At 70.0% G+C, this 16,628-nt stretch carries 17 protein-coding genes; 7 read left to right on the top strand and 10 right to left on the bottom strand.

Annotation, left to right across the window (positions count from 1 at the left end; translation table 11 throughout):
- Positions 1 to 55 precede the first annotated feature (55 nt).
- A complete protein-coding gene (locus ACTWQF_RS30085; protein ID WP_443282898.1) occupies positions 56 to 850 on the bottom strand; it encodes an Fpg/Nei family DNA glycosylase in 795 nt (264 codons plus the stop codon).
- Between the two features lie 206 nt (positions 851 to 1,056).
- Here ACTWQF_RS30085 and ACTWQF_RS30080 point away from each other — a divergent pair, with 206 nt between their 5' ends.
- Together ACTWQF_RS30080 and ACTWQF_RS30075 are read left to right on the top strand one after the other, a co-directional pair.
- The gene (locus ACTWQF_RS30080) at positions 1,057 to 1,950 is read left to right on the top strand and encodes an NAD(P)-dependent oxidoreductase (protein ID WP_443282897.1); all 894 of its coding nucleotides are present in this window, start codon (positions 1,057 to 1,059) and stop codon (positions 1,948 to 1,950) included.
- Positions 1,951 to 2,066: 116 nt separating this feature from the next.
- A complete protein-coding gene (locus tag ACTWQF_RS30075) occupies positions 2,067 to 3,296 on the top strand; it encodes an NAD(P)-binding protein (protein WP_443282896.1) in 1,230 nt (409 codons plus the stop codon).
- Here ACTWQF_RS30075 and ACTWQF_RS30070 read toward each other — a convergent pair.
- The gene (locus tag ACTWQF_RS30070) at positions 3,282 to 3,608 is read right to left on the bottom strand and encodes a hypothetical protein (RefSeq protein WP_443282895.1); all 327 of its coding nucleotides are present in this window, start codon (positions 3,606 to 3,608) and stop codon (positions 3,282 to 3,284) included. The genes ACTWQF_RS30075 and ACTWQF_RS30070 overlap by 15 nt on opposite strands.
- A gap of 304 nt (positions 3,609 to 3,912) precedes the next feature.
- Here ACTWQF_RS30070 and ACTWQF_RS30065 point away from each other — a divergent pair, with 304 nt between their 5' ends.
- Entirely contained in the window at positions 3,913 to 4,479 is a 567-nt protein-coding gene (locus ACTWQF_RS30065) for a WXG100 family type VII secretion target (protein ID WP_443282894.1), read from the top strand.
- Positions 4,476 to 6,830, top strand: coding sequence for a hypothetical protein (locus ACTWQF_RS30060; protein WP_443282893.1), 2,355 nt, complete (start codon positions 4,476 to 4,478; stop codon positions 6,828 to 6,830). The genes ACTWQF_RS30065 and ACTWQF_RS30060 overlap by 4 nt, the downstream gene beginning before the upstream one ends.
- A gap of 67 nt (positions 6,831 to 6,897) precedes the next feature.
- Here ACTWQF_RS30060 and ACTWQF_RS30055 read toward each other — a convergent pair whose 3' ends face one another.
- From ACTWQF_RS30055 to ACTWQF_RS30035, 5 genes are all read right to left on the bottom strand, one after another.
- Positions 6,898 to 9,006, bottom strand: a complete 2,109-nt coding sequence (locus tag ACTWQF_RS30055) for a xanthine dehydrogenase family protein molybdopterin-binding subunit (RefSeq protein ID WP_443282892.1) — start codon at positions 9,004 to 9,006, stop codon at positions 6,898 to 6,900.
- A gap of 11 nt (positions 9,007 to 9,017) precedes the next feature.
- Positions 9,018 to 10,028 (bottom strand): FAD binding domain-containing protein, encoded by a 1,011-nt coding sequence (locus tag ACTWQF_RS30050; RefSeq protein WP_443282891.1) that lies wholly within the window; start codon positions 10,026 to 10,028, stop codon positions 9,018 to 9,020.
- Between the two features lie 7 nt (positions 10,029 to 10,035).
- Positions 10,036 to 10,647: a (2Fe-2S)-binding protein gene (locus ACTWQF_RS30045; RefSeq protein ID WP_443282890.1), complete on the bottom strand. Its 612-nt coding sequence runs from the start codon at positions 10,645 to 10,647 to the stop codon at positions 10,036 to 10,038.
- Positions 10,648 to 10,698: 51 nt separating this feature from the next.
- A complete protein-coding gene (locus ACTWQF_RS30040) occupies positions 10,699 to 11,208 on the bottom strand; it encodes a mycothiol transferase (protein WP_443282889.1) in 510 nt (169 codons plus the stop codon).
- Between the two features lie 69 nt (positions 11,209 to 11,277).
- Positions 11,278 to 11,445, bottom strand: coding sequence for a DUF5670 family protein (locus ACTWQF_RS30035; RefSeq protein ID WP_443282888.1), 168 nt, complete (start codon positions 11,443 to 11,445; stop codon positions 11,278 to 11,280).
- Positions 11,446 to 11,886: 441 nt separating this feature from the next.
- Between ACTWQF_RS30035 and ACTWQF_RS30030 the strand changes: the two genes are divergently transcribed.
- Positions 11,887 to 12,252 carry a peptidase inhibitor family I36 protein gene (locus ACTWQF_RS30030; RefSeq protein WP_443282887.1) on the top strand — a complete coding sequence of 122 codons (366 nt, stop codon included), beginning with the start codon at positions 11,887 to 11,889 and terminating at the stop codon, positions 12,250 to 12,252.
- 100 nt (positions 12,253 to 12,352) lie between these two features.
- Here ACTWQF_RS30030 and ACTWQF_RS30025 read toward each other — a convergent pair whose 3' ends face one another.
- From ACTWQF_RS30025 to ACTWQF_RS30015, 3 genes are all read right to left on the bottom strand, one after another.
- Positions 12,353 to 12,802, bottom strand: coding sequence for a hypothetical protein (locus ACTWQF_RS30025; RefSeq protein WP_443282886.1), 450 nt, complete (start codon positions 12,800 to 12,802; stop codon positions 12,353 to 12,355).
- 196 nt (positions 12,803 to 12,998) lie between these two features.
- Complete coding sequence (locus ACTWQF_RS30020; RefSeq protein ID WP_443282885.1) at positions 12,999 to 13,556, bottom strand: potassium channel family protein; 558 nt, start codon at positions 13,554 to 13,556, stop codon at positions 12,999 to 13,001.
- A gap of 89 nt (positions 13,557 to 13,645) precedes the next feature.
- Positions 13,646 to 14,395 (bottom strand): FadR/GntR family transcriptional regulator, encoded by a 750-nt coding sequence (locus ACTWQF_RS30015; protein ID WP_443282884.1) that lies wholly within the window; start codon positions 14,393 to 14,395, stop codon positions 13,646 to 13,648.
- 234 nt (positions 14,396 to 14,629) lie between these two features.
- Between ACTWQF_RS30015 and ACTWQF_RS30010 the strand changes: the two genes are divergently transcribed.
- Positions 14,630 to 15,142: a gluconokinase gene (locus ACTWQF_RS30010; protein WP_443282933.1), complete on the top strand. Its 513-nt coding sequence runs from the start codon at positions 14,630 to 14,632 to the stop codon at positions 15,140 to 15,142.
- Positions 15,143 to 15,193: 51 nt separating this feature from the next.
- A complete protein-coding gene (locus ACTWQF_RS30005; RefSeq protein WP_443282883.1) occupies positions 15,194 to 16,597 on the top strand; it encodes a GntP family permease in 1,404 nt (467 codons plus the stop codon).
- Positions 16,598 to 16,628 lie beyond the last annotated feature (31 nt).

Raw genomic sequence — 16,628 nt, 5'->3', positions numbered from 1 at the left:
CCCGGGCCTCGAGGGCGATGCGCTGCCTGCACGGGCTGCACTGCCGCAAGTGCTGCTACGACGAGGCCGGATCCGGCTGGCAGTGCGGGCACCAGAGCGTGGTGCGGCCGGCGACGCGGGCCGAGCGCAGCCGGGTGCCGCAGCGCGGGCAGGGTGCTCGGCCCGGGTCGTCGCGGTGGCCGGTCAGCCAGTTGTCGCGGGGCGGGACGCACTCGGCTTCCACGGAAGTACGCAGCACCCGGCGCATCGTCCGGTAGAGGGTGGCCCGCTCGTCGTCGGTGAGGGAGCCGGTGGGGCGGGAGGGGTGCAGCCGGGACTGCCACAGGATCTCGTCGGCCAGCAGATTGCCCAGCCCGGCGAGTACCGACTGGTCGGTCAGCGCTGCCTTGAGGCGTCCGCGGCGGCCGGTGAGGGCGGCGTCGAAGTCGGTGCGCGGGACGGTCTGCGCGTCGGGGCCCTGGTCGTCGAGGAGCCGGGCGGCCTCGGGGTCGTCGGCGAGCCAGATGCCCTTGAGTTTGCGCTGGTCACGGTAGCGGAGCTGGCGCTCGTCGCCGAGCGTGAACAGTACGCGGTCGTGGCGGTGCGGCTCGTCGTCGGCGGCTGCGCAGACGAGGCGGCCGGTCATGCCGAAGTGCAGCAGAAGGGTGGGCCCGCCGGTGTGCGCGAGGAGCCATTTGCCGTGCCGCTCCGGCTCGGTGAACTTCCGGCCCTCCAGATCGCTGCTGAGCCGGCGCGCGCTGACGCCGTGCAGGACGCCTGCGTCCCGCACCTCGACCCGCTGGATCGTCCGGCCCTGCGCACAGTCGGCCAGTACCCGCCGGAAGCCCTCTACGTCGGGGAGTTCTGGCATGGTCACCGCACCTCGCTGCCGGTGGTCGCGGACTCGACCAGCGTAAGAGCGCCCGGGGTCCGCCGCATGTGGGCAGACGGGCAGCGGGTCGGGCTCCGCGGGCGTGCGTGCGACGTGCGGGGGTTGACTTGAACCCAGGTTCAAGAAGGAGCCTCGCTGCACGGACGGGCGATCACGCCCGGCATAGCAGCGGGGAGAGGGGAACCATGACCGGTACCGACGAGCACACGGCCGTCACACCACCGGTGAGTGTGCTGGGGCTTGGCGAGATGGGAGGGGCGCTTGCCTCGGCGTTCCTGGGCGGCGGCCATCCGACCACGGTGTGGAACCGTACGGCGGCCAAGGCGGACCCCTGGGTGGCGAAGGGGGCGCGCCAGGCGTCCGACGTACGGGAAGCAGTGCGGAGCGGTGAACTCGTCGTCGTCAGCGTGCAGGGCAACGAGACGGCACGCGAGCTGCTGGAGACGGCCGGGGACGCGCTCGCCGGGCGGGCCGTCTTGAATCTGACGGACGGCACATCACAGGAGGTCAGAGCAGTTGCCACGTGGGCGGCCGAGCGCGGAGCCGCGTATCTGCACGGACAGATCATGACCATCGCCCCCGGGGTCGGCAGCCCGGAGGCGGTCGTCTTCTACGGCGGCTCCCGCACCTTGTACGACCGCTATGCGGCCGCGCTACGGCTGATCGGCGGACGCGGGACTCTGCTCGGCGCCGACGCCGGGGTTCCGACGCTGTACGGGATGGCCGTCCACGGCACCATGTGGGGCGCTCTCAACGGATTCCTGCACGCTGCGGCGCTGCTCTCCGACGAGGGCGTGCCGGTCGCCGATTTCCTGGACCGGGCCAACCCCTCCCTCACCGCGCTGCTGGGGCTTTTCCCCCTGCTCGCGGGCGAGATCGACAGCGGTGCGTACGCGACCGAGTACGGCGCTCTGTCCGCGCACCGGCCCTCGGTGGCCGACCTGGTGCGGGAGTGCGCCGCGCGCGGGGTGGACACCACGTTCCCGCGCTACACCCTGGACCTGGTCGAGCAGGCGATCGACGCCGGCCACGGTGGCGACAGCTACTCACGGCTGGTGGAGCACTTCCGGGGGCGGTGAGCACCCAGGTCGGTGACAGCCGGTGCGGTGCGGCGACGGAGCGATGTCACATCCGGGGCGCTCCCGTTCGTCGCTGAGGGAGCAGGCAGATCCGGTCGCGGAAGCTGGAGACTCCCATGGCACACGCCCCTCACGCCACTCACGCCCCTCACCTCACCGTCGTCGGCGGCGGTCTCGGCGGGTTGACCGCCGCGCTGGCCGCCGCCGAGGCAGGCGCCGAGGTCACGCTGTACGAGGCACGGGGCACGCTCGGCGGGCGGGCGCGCACGGCGGACGGGCCGTACCGGACCAACGAGGGCCCGCACGCGCTCTACAACGGCGGACCGCACTGGCGCTGGCTCAAGCAGCGGAGCCTGCTGCCGCCGATGGCCCGGGTACCGCTCAGGGAAGGGCTGCGGGTGCGCTACCACCACGGGGGCACGCTGCGCAGCACCCCGCCGGCCGCGCTGCTGCGGCTGCGGCGCAGGCGGAGCGCCCCCGTCGAGGTGCCCTATCTGGAGTGGGCCACCGAGCAGTTGGGAGAGGACACGGCGCGGGCGGCAGCGAACTTCGCGGCGGTCGCCACCTTCCACCACGCGCCGGGCGAGCTGTCGGCGGCGTTCACGCACGAGCGGATGCGGCGCGCCTCGAAGCTGCCACCCGAGGCGCACTATCCACGCGGCGGCTGGGCGGCTCTGGTGGAGCGGATGGCCGCGCGTGCACGGGAGTTGGGCGTACGTGTCGAGCTGCGGGCACGCGTGGACGCCGACGCGCTCGGGGAGGCGGCCCGGCGTGGCCCCGTCGTGGTCGCCACCCCGCTGACGGTGGCCCGTGCGCTGCTGGACGACCCCGGGCTGAGCTGGCCGAGCGGGCATACGGCGCTGCTGGACCTGGTGCTGGAAGCCCGTACGGGAGACGCCTTCGTGGTCTCCGACCTGGACGCGCCGGGGTGGATCGAACGGTTCACGGCGAGCGACGCCTCGCTGGCACCTGCCGGACAGTCGCTGCTCCAGGCCCAGTTCCCCCTGGCCCCCGACGAGCCGCGGGCCGCCGCGCTCTCCCGCGCGGAACACCTGCTGGACCTGGGATTCCCGGGATGGCGGGAACGCGTCGTACGGCGTACGGAGGCAACGGCGGACGGCCGGACCGGCGCGGTGGACGTCCCGGGCACCACTTGGCGCGACCGCCCCGCCGTGGACCGCGGCGAGGGCCGCTACCTCGTCGGCGACCAGGTGGCGGCCCCCGGCGTACTGAGCGAGGTCTCCTTCGCCGGCGCGCTGGAGGCGGTACGGCTGGCGCTCGGGGAGCGGGGCGGCGCCGGTGCGGGCTCGGGCGGCGGCTCGGTCCCCCGCTCACGCGCGCGGTGACGGGTGGAAGCGGCGGGCGGCCCAGATTGTCAGCTCCTGCGCGATGCGGGCAGCGCTCGTCTCTGTCGTGACCTCGTGCTCGCCGCGGTCCGGATCGCGCCGTACGACGTCGTAGCCGCCCTCCTCCAGTACGGCGACCGTGGCGAACCAGGAATCGGAGCCCCCGTCCGGCTGCAGGACCAGAAAGGTGTTGTCGACCTCGTCGAGGTCGCCGATCAGCATGACCAGCGAGTCCTCGGAGGGGTCGTCGACGGTTATCCCGTTCTCGCAGTCCACACGGTAGTAGCGGGCGCCGCTCGGCCCGGATCTCACTCGGTCACCAAGGCGGTCATCGCGTCGGACATAGGGGCATAGTGACCCGGCGCCGCTCGGTCGGCATCCGAATTTTCCGCCTCACCCGCGGGCAGGATGCCTGTGGTGGCCGACACCGGACGGCTGTGTGTCCGGGATGAGTCAAGTTTCCGTTCTTCACAGGTTCTTCGGGAGACGCACATCGAGTTTTCTTGTACGTTCATTGGAGGTCGGAGGTGTTCACCGACGGGAGCGGGGATTTATGTCTTTCGGAGAGGAATGGGCGGGCTTGGTAGCGAACGCCCGAGCCACACAGTCGACTTCGATGCAGCTGAACGGCGCAGGGGGGAAGGGGGGCGGCGACCAGGGCGGGGGGAAGGGCGACGGAAAGTGGCTCCAGGTAACGGACGACGTACTGCGCGGTCATGCGAAGAAGGTCAGAGAGGTCCTCAGCACCTCCTTTCAAAAGGTTGACAACGCTGCCATGCGGGAGACCGAACAGGTCCCCGGCTCCATGAAGGGCTTCGTCAGCGACGAGGCGTTCAAGGAGTTCCAGCAGATGTGGCGCGGCCAGATGACGTACCTGAAGAAGAGGTACGCGAGCGTGGCGAAGACGCTTGACAAGGCCGCCGACGAATTCAAGACGACCGACGCGTGGACGAAGGAGGAGGTGGAGAAGGTCGCACGCGAGCGGCGTGAGAAGGAAGGCAAGCCGTCGCTCAACGATCTCCTCAACCCGAAGCCGCCTCTGTACCGTCCGGGGGGTCCGGACCTGACCACACCGCAGAATCCCCTGTACCCGAACTTGACGCAGAAGCCGCTGTACGGCCCCCACCCGCCGACGTCGACACCGACGTTCGAGCCGAATTCCTGGAGTGAGGCCGGCCGATGAGCGAGCACACCCTCGACTACACGACAGTCCGTCACGTCAATCTGACGCCGCTGCGCGAGGCGGTGCGCGAATGGGTCAAACTCCCCAAGGCATTCCGGGAGTTCCACAGGACTTTCGACCGCACCGTCACCAAACCGCTGAGCACCCACCAGTCCGGATGGCACGGCGATGCGAAGGACGCGGCCTTCAAAGCCTTCACCGGCGTCCAGAACCAGGTGTTGGAGGCAGCCGGGCAGGCTCAGAAGACCAGCACGGTCATGTCCGACGCACTCGCCAAGATCGAGGCCGCCAAGAAGGAGCTCGAGGCAATTGAGACGGCACTGACCGAGCCGAAGGGTGGCGGGAAGAGCTGGCTGAAGCTGAACGAGAAGACGGGCACGGTCGAATACGACCCGCCGGCCGATGTTGACTCCCGGACCAGCGCGAAGCACAAGCCTGAGTTCGATACGGCGATCGCTGCGTACAACGACCGCATCAAAAAAGCCATCCAAAAGGCGAGCGACGCCGACCACGATCTCAAGACCGCCCTGTTGCTCAACCCGGCGGGCAAGGGCTTCAACGACAACGTCTACGGCCACTTGGCGGACGTCGACAAGGAGACGAAGCAAGACCTCAAAACCGCCCTGCACCTGGCCAAGGACGAGGGCACCGAGATGAGCCCGAAGGAGCTGTCCAGGCTCAACGGCATCCTCGCCAAGAATGCCAACAACCCGGACTTCGCCGAGAAGTTCGCCCTCGGAATGGGCCCCAAGGGGGCGCTGGACTTCTGGTTCAACATGGCCAAGCCGGAGTACAAGCAGAACGGTGCCGCGGGCTCTGTCCAGGTGGAGCGCAGCAAGGCAGAGATCAACCGTCTCGCCGCGCTCCAGGACAATCTCGGGCCCGTGCTCGGACTGGCCAGCCAGTCCGACTCGCCAGAAATGGCGAAGTGGAAGAAGGACATGCTGGACATCAGCATGAATCGCATCAACGCCGAGGAAGCGAAGGGCAGCCCGTACGCGGACAAGGGCCCCTACAACGCCCAGGTGCTCAGCAATCTGATGCGAACGGGGAAGTGGGACAAGGACTTCCTCCATGATTACGGCAACAAACTCATGGAGAAGGACAAAGAGCCGGCCATGAACGGCCCGACGAACGATCCGACGAGCAAGTGGATCAGCGGCGGCCTGTCCGACTCCGCGTTTCTCAACTTCGGCCCGAAGAACGACGCGGGCGAGGACCCTGTCACAGGGTTCATGGAGGCCCTGGGGCACAACCCGGAGGCGTCCACGGAGTTCTTCAAGGACAAGGAGAACTTCGACTACTTCACCTCGAAGCGGGACTGGCCCGAGGACGGCGAGGTCGCCGACGACGGCAAGCTGAAGGACGTCAAGGGCGGCGTCCAGGCCATGTCCCACGCGCTGAACTCGGCCACCACCGGGCACCCCTTCGACGAGCCGATGCCGAAGGATGTCCCCCCGCACACCAAGGACCAGGCCGAGCTGATGAGCCGGATCATCAAGAAGACCGCGAACGTCGAGGATGATTTCACGCTCAAGCCCGGCATGCACGAATACCTCGGCAAAGCAGCGGCCGAGTACACGCCCGACATCTTCCGCGCCATCAAGGACGGAAGCCACGGCGACCAGCTCTTCCCGATGCAGGGGCATCAGGCCGAGATGAACCACGCCGACGCGACACGCTTCCTCGTCCAGGTCGGTCAGGATCCCGACGCGAACGCGGCGCTGACCTACGGGCAGAAGACCTATACCAGCCAGGTACTCGAGCACCACCTCGCCGGCGACCTCCCCGCGAACGAGAGGTACAACGCCAGCAGGGAAAACACGGTGGAGGAAATTCTCCGGACCTCGGGCGAGGTGTCCGGGACCATGGCCATCGGGCGGCAGGAGGCGATCATCGGGCCCGCGGTCCGGGAGGCCAAGGAGTTCGACGCTGCGACTTTGAGTGGACGCATGTGGGGCAACGGCGCCTTCGGCACCATTGTGTACGGCGCTTCCGCGATGCAGAGGTTCGCCGGCAACCCTGTCTCGGCCGTGGTCGTCTCGAGCCTCATCGGCAGTGCCGAAAGCGCGTGGGCCAGCGACTTCGACGCACAGCACCTCAAGTTCGACGAAACCGTCGAGAAGGCGGACGCAGCCGGAAAGATCTACGACGAAATGGCCCGCAGGGACGTTCAGGACAACGAGAAGATCCTGCAGCACATCGCGGACAAGCACGGCGTCAAGGTGTCGGACAGCTGGGCGGAACTGTATTCCGACGACGGTTTTGCTCAGGGGTATTCGCGGGTCAACACCACGGCCCCGTTCCTCACGTCCCACGAGCAGGTGAGCACCCTGGCTTCCGGGAAGTGAGCACAAGGACGTAAGCAGCAGTAAGCAGCCGCCGAACTCCGCTCACGTCCCAGAGCCCCGCTCCCCCTCACCCCATCAGGCCCACCCGGTCCGGGGTGAGGGGGAGTTCGCGGTAGCGCCGGCCGGTGGCGTGGTGGACGGCGTTGGCGATAGCGGCCGGGGTGCCGACGATGCCGATCTCGCCGATGCCCTTGCCGCCGACCGGATTGAGGTGCGGGTCGTGCTCCTCGATCCAGTGCGCGTCGATGTCGGGGACGTCCGCGTGTGCAGGGACGTGATAGCCCGCCAGGTCCTTCTCGACGAAGCCGCCGAGCCGGGCGTCCAGCGAGCTGTGCTCGGTCAGCGCCATGCCCAGGCCCATCGTCATCCCGCCGATGAACTGTGAGCGGGCCGTACGGGCGTTGAGGATGCGGCCCGCGGCGAAGACGCCGAGCAGCCGGCGTACCCGCACCTCGCCGGTCACCGCGTCGACGGAGACCTCCGCGAAGACGGCGCCGAAGGCGTGCCGCGCATACTCCTCCTGGGCCTGGACGTCGCTGGTGGTGTCGACGGTGACGATGGTGCCGCCCGACTCCCGCAGCTCGCGGCACGCCTTGTGGACGGCCCAGCCCCAGGAGGCGGTGCCCGAGGAGCCGCCGGCCAGCGGGGCTGTGGGCAGATCGCTGCTGCCGACGTCGATCCGGACGGCGTCCAGCGGGACGCCGAGCTCGTCGGCGGCGATCTGGGCGAGGACGGTGCGGGCTCCGGTGCCGATGTCGGTGGCGTTGATCCTTACGTGATAGGCGGGCCCGGCGCCGTCGCCCATCGTCTGGACGGAGGCGGTGGACGGGGCGACGTACGCCGGGTAGGTGGACGCTGCCACGCCGGTGCCCAGCAGCAGTTCGCCGTCGCGCCGGGCGCCGGGGCGCGGGTCGCGGCGCTCCCAGCCGAAGCGGCGGGCGCCTTCGCGCAGGCAGTCGGCGAGGTGGTGGCTGCTGAACGGCCTGCCGCTGTCGGGCTCCCGGTCGGGGATGTTGCGCAGCCGCAGCTCGATCGGGTCGATGTCCAGCGCGGTGGCCACCTCGTCCATGGCGCATTCGAGCGCGTACATGCCGGGTGCTTCGCCGGGGGCCCGCATCCAGGAGGGGGTGGGGACGTTCAGCGCGACGACGCGGTGTCCGGTGCGGCTGCCGTCGGCGCCGTACATCACCCGCGAGGGCACGGCGGCCTGCTCCACGAACTCCCTGATGACGGAGGTGTGGGTGACCACCTCGTGGCCGAGCGCGGCCAGCGTTCCGTCGTCGCGGGCGCCGACGCGCAGCCGCTGGACGGTGGGGGCACGGTGGCCGACCACGAAGGGCAGCTCCCGGCGGGGCAGGACAACCTTGACGGCGCGCCCGGTGTGCTTGGCACCCATCGCGGCAAGCACCACCGGAGCACGCGGGGTGCCCTTGGACCCGAAGCCGCCGCCGACGTGTTCGGCGACGACGGTGACCTGTCGCGGGTCGAGGTCGAACATCGCGGCCAGCGTCTCGCTCACCAGGGTGGCGCCCTGGCTGGAGTCGTAGGCGATCAGATGCCCGCCCTCCCACACGGCGGTCGCGGCGTGCGGCTCCATGGGGTGGTTGTGCAGCGGGCCGAGGGTGTAGGTGAGGTCGAAGCGGTGCGGTGCCGCGGCGTACTCCGCATCGAAGTCGCCCGCCTCGCGGGCGCCGGGATAGCCGCCGTTGGCCTGCTCCGGGGAGTAGAGCTCCGGGTGGTCGGCGCGTACGAGCACGTCGTACGGTTCCTCGTCGTAGCTGACGCGGAGTTCCCGCGCCATCTCGCGGGCCACCTCCGGCGTCTCGCCGATGGCCAGCGCCACGTACCAGCCGCGGTGCGGCACCCGTGGAGTCTGGAGCAGGTGGAGGGTGGGGTCGTCGGGTTCGCCGAGCCGGGGCGCGTTCTCATGGGTGAGGACGGCGAGCGCGCCGGGCAGCGCCATGGCCTCGCTGTCGTCGATGACGGTGACGCCGCCGTGCGGCACGGCCGCGGCCACCGGCCAGCCATATGCGCAGTCCGGCGGGGTGTGTTCGGCGGCGTAGCGCGCCGTGCCGGTGACCTTGGCGGGGCCCTCGCGGCGGAGAGCGGGCGAGCCCAGGACGCGCTCGGCGGTGCGGCCGGTGCGGGTGGTGTCTGTGGTGTCGTCTACGGCCATCGTCCTCGTCCTCACGTCCCTGCGGGGCGGTTCGGGGCGTCACCGGCCAAGGCGGTGAGCATATGTACGGCCACGTTGCGGGCCAGCGGCACCTTGAAGGCGTTGTCGGACAGCGGACGGGCATCGGACAGTTCGGCGTCGGCGGCGCGGGCGAAGGTCTCGGCGTCGGCGGGCGCGCCGATCAGCATCCGCTCGGCGGTACGTGCCCGCCACGGCCGGTGCGCCAGCCCGCCGAACGCGAGCGCGGCATGCCGTACGGTCCCGTCGCCGTCCAGCGCGAGAACGGCGGCGGCCGAGGCGAGCGCGAAAGCGTACGAGGCGCGGTCGCGGGCCTTGCGGTAGGCGGCGCGGGCACCGGCGGGCGGCGGCGGGAGGGTGACGTGCGAGATCAGCTCGCCGGGCCGGATCACCGTGTCCCGCTGCGGAGTGTCACCGGGCAGCCGGTGGAACTCGGCCGCCGGCACCGTCCGGCTCCCCTCCGGCCCCAGCAGCTCCACCTCCGCGTCGTAGGCGGCCAGCGCCACCGCCATGTCCGAGGGGTGGGTGGCCACGCAGTGCTCGGAGTGGCCCAGTACCGCCATGTCCCGGTTGACTCCCTCCCGCGCCGAACAGCCCGAGCCCGGCTCGCGCTTGTTGCAGGGCGCCGAGAGGTCCTGGAAGTAGGGGCAGCGGGTGCGCTGGAGAAGGTTTCCGCCGGTGGTGGCCAGATTGCGGAGCTGCCCGGAGGCGCCGGCCAGCAACGCCTCGGCGAGCGCCGGATAGCTTCGGCAGACGGATGTGTGCGCGGCCAGGTCGGTGTTGCGGACGTTGGCGCCGACACGGAGGCCGCCGTCGGCGGTGGGCTCGATGTCGTTCAGCGGCAGCCGGGAGACGTCGATGAGGTGCTCGGGCGTCTCGACGCCGAGCTTCATCAGGTCCACCAGATTGGTACCACCCGCCAGGAAGCGCGCGTGGGGCTGCGCCGCGAACGCGGAGACCGCCTGTTCGGGGCTGGTGGCGCGCTCGAAGGTGAAGGGCTTCATCGCACGCTCACCTCGCCGGTACGGCGTCGGAGTCGCTGCGGCGGGGGGCGTGCGCGGCATCGCTGTGCCCGCCGGTGTACGCCATCACGTCCTCGATCGCCTCGACGATGTGCGGATAGGCGCCGCACCGGCAGATGTTGCCGCTCATCCGCTCGCGGATCTCGTCGCGGTCCAGCTCCACCGGAGCGCCGGTGGCCCGCTGGAGTGCCGCGGCCGGAGTGGCGTGCGAAGGGTGGCCTTCGGCGGCCTCGGACAGCATGCCGACGCCCGAGACGATCTGGCCCGGTGTGCAGTAGCCGCACTGGAAGGCGTCCCGCTCGTGGAACGCCTGCTGGAGCGGGTGCGGGTGCTCCTCGTCGCCGAGCCCCTCGACGGTGGTCAGATGCGCGCCGTCGTACGCCACCGCCAGCAGCAGACAGCTGTTCGCGCGGCGCCCCTCCAGCAGCACCGTGCAGGCGCCGCACTGGCCGTGGTCGCAGCCCTTCTTGCTGCCGGTGAGGTGGAGCTGTTCGCGCAGTACGTCCAAGAGGGTGGCGCGGTGGTCGACGGTGACGGTGTGCGCGGTGTCGTTGACATGCAGGGTGAGGGTTGAGCTGGTGGCGGTGCGCTGGGGGATCACGGGGCGCGCCTCTCTTCGGCTCTGGTGCTGCGGCTGGGGCTTGATCTGGGTTCAGCGGCGTTCCAGCACGCCGCGCAGGAAGGCCGCCTGACCGACGTGCTGCATGGTGTCGCCGATGACGCTGACGAGGCGTACCCCGAGCGAGACCGGCGGGTCCCACGCGTCGTCGACGATGCGGTCGAGCGACCGGGCATTGAGGGTGCCCAGATAGTTGAGAGTCTGTTCGTGCACCGCGTCGTGGTACTCCAGCAGCAGCTTCGGCGAGTCCACCCGGACGGCGGCCACGTCCGCGGGCGCGTGGCCGAATCCGGTGTCGTCGGAGGGGAGGGGCAGCCCGAAACGCTCCTCGAACCCCTCTGCGTGCCAGATCTGCTGCGTTCCGGCGGCGTCGGCGAGGTGGTCGTCCTGCACCCGCGTGAGGTGCCAGATCAGCCAGCTCACCCTGTTGGTCGCCGGGTCGAGCTGTTCGTTGAGGTGCCTCTTCTTGATGCCGCGGAGCGTGGAGTGGACCTCGCCGTTCACGCGGGTGAAGGCGTCCGTGAGGAGGGCGGTTGTGTCCATGTATGTGACCTTACGACCCATTGGCTGCCGGCAGGAGCGGACAGCGCCGCTCCTGCCGGCAGCCCTCGCCTACCAGCGGTACCAGCGCCCGCGCCGCCCTCCGACCGCAGGCCGCACGAAGAACCCGAGCAGCCACAGGACGAGCACGATCACCGCGATCCACCACAGCGCCTTCAGCGCGAACCCCGCGCCGAAAAGGATCAGCGCGAGCAGCAGTACGAGTAGCAAGGCACCCATGTCTTCTCACCTCCGCTGCCCGAGTGCCCCGGCCACCCGGCTCCAATCCCGGGCCGCCGGGCACTACCGTTCGAGTTGCAGCTCGAAGGGCGAGATCTCGCGCAGCCACTCGTCGTCGAGCGCGAGCAGTTGGAACAGGTCGAGCAGCCCCTTCCCGACGACATCGAGATCGCCCTCTCTTCACAACTGCTCCTCTGCATACGGTGGCCACTGCCCAGGCATGCCGCTGACATGTGCTGGCGCTGTGGTGGAACTGAAATGGACGCCTGCACATCTGCGAAGGGGTGCACGCCAGCCCTCCGAGTCTTCTTGAATCGCATCTGCGTCATCGTGTCGAAGGCTAAGATCCTCCAGCCCCAGCTGACACGGCGGCAGGCCACGGGGGTCATCGCACGTGCAGCACTGCTATGGAGGATTGCACTAGTGAAGCGCAAAATCGCTATGGGTATAGGTGCCCTGTCGTTGGGCGCCGCGAGCCTGATCGGCCTGCCCTCGACCGCGCAGGCCACCACGCAGGCCGTCACCGGCGACAACTGCACATCCCGGTACCTCTGCCTGTACGAGCACGACGACTTCGAGGGTCGTGGCCTGGCCTACGTCCACGACGGGCTCGGCTGCTGGAATCTGTCCACCGACGATTTCAGCAACAAGGCAAGCTCGATGGTGAACAACACCAGTTACAGCGTGAAGATGTACGACCGCGCCAACTGCGCCGGTGCGTCGGGCTACACCGCACAGTCCGAGAGTGAGGACAAGGACCTGACGAACAACGGCTTCGACAACAAGGCGAGCTCGATCAAGTTGTAGCGCCACGGAGCGGGATGTGGTGGGGGCGGTAACTGCCGTCTCCGGCCTCGCCGTCGCGCGGCATCGGCCACGGAGACGCAGCGCCGCCCCCGCTGGAGTACTAGGTCGGCACGATCAGCCGGGCCTTTCCCCGCTGGGACGCGTAGTCGAGGGTCTGCCAGGTGCCGGACTGGGTGCTGGTGCCGACCGGGAAACCGATCACCATGCTGGAGCGGTCCACCATCCACCGGTTGCGGGCCAGATACGCGGCGTCGTCCAGCGGGTCGGCGCCGAGTTCGACGACCTCCGCGAGGCGGTCCCAGGCGCGGTTGACCGCATGTCTTGCCTCGGGCGGCTGCTGGTCCAGCGTGCCGGGGACGGCCACGGTGAGCCAGGCGCTCGTCTCGTTCGCCAGCCATGTCAGCGCGAGGCTGTCGATTCCGCGGGCGCCGCCGAGGTAGAAGTGCGCGTCGGCCGCGAACGGCGCCAAATACGCCGTGAAGAGCTGCGCATAGTGGGCGGAGTCGTGGTGCCCCGCCGTGCGGCTTCCGGTGATGGTCACAGTACGCATCGTCTTGCCCCTGTCCCTGACTCAGCTGACGTGGCTCGGACGGCCATCCCCGTAAGCGATCGTTCGCAAGGCCGCTTCGCATCCTCGCACGGGGGACTGACAGCGCCGGGGTGCGCGGGACGGCGCCTCGCGCGATGCGGGCCGTGCCGCACCCGCCGCGCCGGTGGCGGTAGTTGCCCGCGTCGTCGGCGGTGACTCAGCCGGGACCGCGTTTCCGGGCCCTCCCTCGTGGGGGGCGGCTTGCTGCGGTGCGGCGCAGCTTGCCCGTGAGGGAGGTCGCGGCGGCGGTGAGGAAGACCAGTGTGTAGAGGATCTGGAGCAGGATGAGCAGTCGCGCGGACTGACCGCGTGGCTGGATGTCGCCGTAGCTGACGGTGGCCAGGGTCAGCAGCGTGAAGTAGAAGGCGTCCAGCCGGGTGCGCAGGCCGTGGAACTCGCCCGGATCGTGCGAGATCACGAAGTACGCCGAGGAGAACACCAGCACCGACAAGCACATCAGCGACACCAGCGCCACGACCGTGCCGGGCCGGTCGAACATCGCGTCCCGCATGTGCTTGAGCAGCAGCGCGGCGATGGCCGCCAGCACGACGATGAACACAGTCCAGCTCAGCGCCGGCCGCTCGGGCCCCAGCACCTGCGCCGGCAGCAGGAAGTACGCCACGAAGAGCACCGCGACAGCCGGGCCCAGCAGCGGCCACGCCCAGGACGGGGCACCGGGGCGTGGCGGGGAGGTGTCGCCGGAGGGCTCTGCCATGAGCTCATCGTCGACGCCTCCGCGCGGGCCCGCGCTCTGGAAGGCACCTGCCAGTGACCGCGTGACCTTTTCGGGCGAGCCGCAGGCAGCTACGGCGCCAGTACGTCCAGCTCCGCCATGGCGTCCTCGGTGATGGTGCGCATTATGCGTTCGGCGCGGGCGCCGTCGCGCTCGCGGACGGCCTCGGCCACCTGGACATGCAGGGTGACGGCCTCCTGGCGGGGGTCGCTGAACATCACGTCGTGCTGGGTACGGCCGGTGAGGACGGCCGCGACGACATCGCCGAGGCGGGCGAACATCTCGTTGCGGGAGGCGCGCAGCACGGCACGGTGGAAGTCGATGTCGTGCACCAGGTAGTTGTCGAGCTGCCCGCCGCGCGAGGTGGCGACCATGCCCAGGGCGTGCTCGGTCAGCGCGGCGCACTCCTCGGGAGTGGCCTGCTCGGCGGCGAGGCGGGCCGCGACCGGTTCGACGGCCGAGCGCAGCACCGTGAGGGAGCGCAGCTGGCGGCCCCGGTCGGCGCCGGCGAGGCGCCAGGTGATGACCTGCGGATCGTAGACGTTCCACTGCTCGGGGGGCAGCACGGTGACCCCGACCCTGCGGCGCGACTCCACCAGGTGCATGGACTCCAGCACCCGTACGGCTTCCCGCGCCACCGTGCGGGAGACCTCGTAGCGCGCTGCCAGCTCCTCGGTGAGCAGCACCGTGCCCGGCGGGTACTCACCCGCTGTGATCGCGGGGCCGAGCGAGGCGAGCACCCTGCCGTGCAGTCCGCGCTCGCGCACCCGTGGTCCTTGGCCCTGCTCCGAGCCGTCGGCGCCCTCGTCGTGGCTGGTCATGCGTCTCCCCGGTCGTCTCCACCCCTCCCCGTGCGCTCGGCGAACGCCCGGGACGTTCAGCCTACGTGCTCCTCGTCACGGGCAATTAAGTATGACTAATTGGTTTCCAACTATTGAATACGTGTGACCTATGGGGTTGAGTGTCCTCCGCGCCAAGGTCGATGTCGATGAGGACGGTGAGATGAGGTGCGGAGCGAGACGACCGGGAAGACCGGTCAGGACGTCGTGGTCGTCATGGGAGTGGCGGGCACCGGCAAGACCACCGTGGGGCGGCTGCTCGCCGACGCGCTCGGCGTGCCGTACGCCGAGGCAGACGCCTTCCACCCGCCCGCCAACGTCGCCAAGATGTCCGCCGGAACCCCGCTCGACGACGCCGACCGGGCGCCGTGGCTGGATGCGATCGGCGCCTGGGCGCACAGCCGCGAGGGGCTCGGCGGGGTCGTCAGCTGCTCGGCGCTCAAGCGGGCCTACCGCGACCGGCTGCGGGCCGCCGCCCCCGGAACCGTCTTCCTCCACCTCACCGGCGACCGCGCGCTGATCGCCCGGCGGATGGCCGGGCGCGCGGATCACTTCATGCCGGTCGCGCTGCTCGATTCGCAGTTCGCGACCCTCGAACCGCTGGCGCCGGACGAGCCCGGCGTCGTGATCGATGTCGCACCCGGGCCGCACGCCGTCACCGGGCGGGCCCTGGCCGGGCTGGGGTCGCTGCCCCGTGCGCATACCGTCCAGTCGGTCAGCAACTTCTGACCCCTCCCCGACCCACCCCCCTGACCCACCCACCGCGAAGAAGGAAGAGCCGTGCGCCATCTCAGTGCCGAGATGCTGGCCGCGGGGTCGCAGCAACCGGACCCCATCACGTCCGCCGGCAACGCCCAGTTGGGGATCGCCGCCCTGGTCGGCATCGCCGTCATCGTCGTTCTCATCACCCGGTTCAAGCTGCATGCGTTCCTGGCGCTGACCGTCGGCACCCTCGCGCTGGGTGCCGTGGCGGCGGCGCCGCTCGACAAGGCCATCGAGAGCTTCAGCACCGGCCTCGGGGACACCGTCTCCGGCGTCGGCGTCCTCATCGCGCTGGGTGCCATCCTCGGCAAGCTGCTCGCCGACTCCGGCGGTGCCGACCAGATCGTCGACACGATCCTGGCCAGGGCGAGCAGGCGCAGCATTCCCTGGGCGATGGCGCTGATCGCGGGCATCGTCGGGTTGCCGATGTTCTTCGAGGTCGGGCTGGTCCTGCTGATCCCGGTGGTGCTGCTGGTGGCCAAGCGCGGCAACTACTCGGTGATGCGCGTCGGCATCCCCGCCCTCGCCGGGCTGTCCGTGATGCACGGGCTGGTGCCGCCGCACCCCGGCCCGTTGGTCGCCATCGACGCGATGAACGCCAATCTGGGCGTGACGCTGGGTCTCGGCCTCGTCGTCGGTATCCCCACCCTCGTCGTCGCAGGGCCGCTGTTCGGCAAGGTGGCCGCGCGCTGGGTCGACACCACACCGCCCGAAGGGGTCGTGCCCGAGCGCGCCAGCGCGGAGCTGGACCGGCGGCCCGGGTTCGGCAGCACGCTGACGACGGTGCTGCTGCCGGTCGTACTGATGCTCGCCAAGGCGCTCGCCGACATCGTCATCGACGACCCCGAAGACACCGTGCAGCGCGTCATGGACGTCGTCGGCGACCCGATGATCGCGCTGCTGGTGGCGGTGCTGGTCGCGATGTTCACCCTCGGCAGGGCCGCGGGCTTCACCAAGGACCGGCTCTCCTCCACCGTGGCGGGCTCGTTCGGGCCGATCGCCGGCATCCTGCTGATCGTCGGCGCAGGCGGCGGCTTCAAGCAGACGCTGGTCGACGTCGGCATCGGCCAGATGATCCTGGACCTCTCCAAGGACTGGTCCGTCCCCGCGCTGCTGCTCGGCTGGATCATCGCCGTCTGCATCCGGCTGGCGACCGGCTCCGCGACGGTGGCCACGGTCTCCGCCGCGGGACTCGTCGGCCCGCTGACCACCGACATGTCCACGACGCAGACCGCGCTGGTGGTACTCGCCGTCGGCGCCGGGTCGCTCTTCTTCAGCCACGTCAACGACGCCGGATTCTGGCTGGTGAAGGAGTACTTCGGGATGAACGTCGGCCAGACGATCAAGTCCTGGTCGGTGATGGAGACGATCATCTCCGTCGTCGCGCTGGTGCTGTTGCTGCTGCTGTCGCTGGTGTTGTAGCGCTGCCGGATCTTGCCAGGAGGGCGGCCCG

This window comes from Streptomyces sp. 8N114 (genome assembly GCF_052245835.1).
Taxonomy (GTDB): domain Bacteria; phylum Actinomycetota; class Actinomycetes; order Streptomycetales; family Streptomycetaceae; genus Streptomyces.
This window is presented reverse-complemented; position numbering and strand designations above follow the sequence as displayed.

What these genes read in the sequence shown, in the direction of transcription:
- ACTWQF_RS30085 (WP_443282898.1), bottom strand. Translation starts at nt 850, where the DNA reads ATGCCAGAACTCCCCGACGTAGAGGGCTTCCGGCGGGTACTGGCCGAC.
- ACTWQF_RS30025 (WP_443282886.1), bottom strand. Translation starts at nt 12,802, where the DNA reads ATGCGTACTGTGACCATCACCGGAAGCCGCACGGCGGGGCACCACGAC.
- ACTWQF_RS30080 (WP_443282897.1), top strand. Translation starts at nt 1,057, where the DNA reads ATGACCGGTACCGACGAGCACACGGCCGTCACACCACCGGTGAGTGTG.
- ACTWQF_RS30075 (WP_443282896.1), top strand. Translation starts at nt 2,067, where the DNA reads ATGGCACACGCCCCTCACGCCACTCACGCCCCTCACCTCACCGTCGTC.
- ACTWQF_RS30015 (WP_443282884.1), bottom strand. Translation starts at nt 14,395, where the DNA reads ATGACCAGCCACGACGAGGGCGCCGACGGCTCGGAGCAGGGCCAAGGA.
- ACTWQF_RS30060 (WP_443282893.1), top strand. Translation starts at nt 4,476, where the DNA reads ATGAGCGAGCACACCCTCGACTACACGACAGTCCGTCACGTCAATCTG.
- ACTWQF_RS30035 (WP_443282888.1), bottom strand. Translation starts at nt 11,445, where the DNA reads ATGGGTGCCTTGCTACTCGTACTGCTGCTCGCGCTGATCCTTTTCGGC.
- ACTWQF_RS30050 (WP_443282891.1), bottom strand. Translation starts at nt 10,028, where the DNA reads ATGAAGCCCTTCACCTTCGAGCGCGCCACCAGCCCCGAACAGGCGGTC.
- ACTWQF_RS30055 (WP_443282892.1), bottom strand. Translation starts at nt 9,006, where the DNA reads ATGGCCGTAGACGACACCACAGACACCACCCGCACCGGCCGCACCGCC.
- ACTWQF_RS30030 (WP_443282887.1), top strand. Translation starts at nt 11,887, where the DNA reads ATGGGTATAGGTGCCCTGTCGTTGGGCGCCGCGAGCCTGATCGGCCTG.
- ACTWQF_RS30020 (WP_443282885.1), bottom strand. Translation starts at nt 13,556, where the DNA reads ATGGCAGAGCCCTCCGGCGACACCTCCCCGCCACGCCCCGGTGCCCCG.
- ACTWQF_RS30040 (WP_443282889.1), bottom strand. Translation starts at nt 11,208, where the DNA reads ATGGACACAACCGCCCTCCTCACGGACGCCTTCACCCGCGTGAACGGC.
- ACTWQF_RS30010 (WP_443282933.1), top strand. Translation starts at nt 14,630, where the DNA reads ATGGGAGTGGCGGGCACCGGCAAGACCACCGTGGGGCGGCTGCTCGCC.
- ACTWQF_RS30065 (WP_443282894.1), top strand. Translation starts at nt 3,913, where the DNA reads ATGCAGCTGAACGGCGCAGGGGGGAAGGGGGGCGGCGACCAGGGCGGG.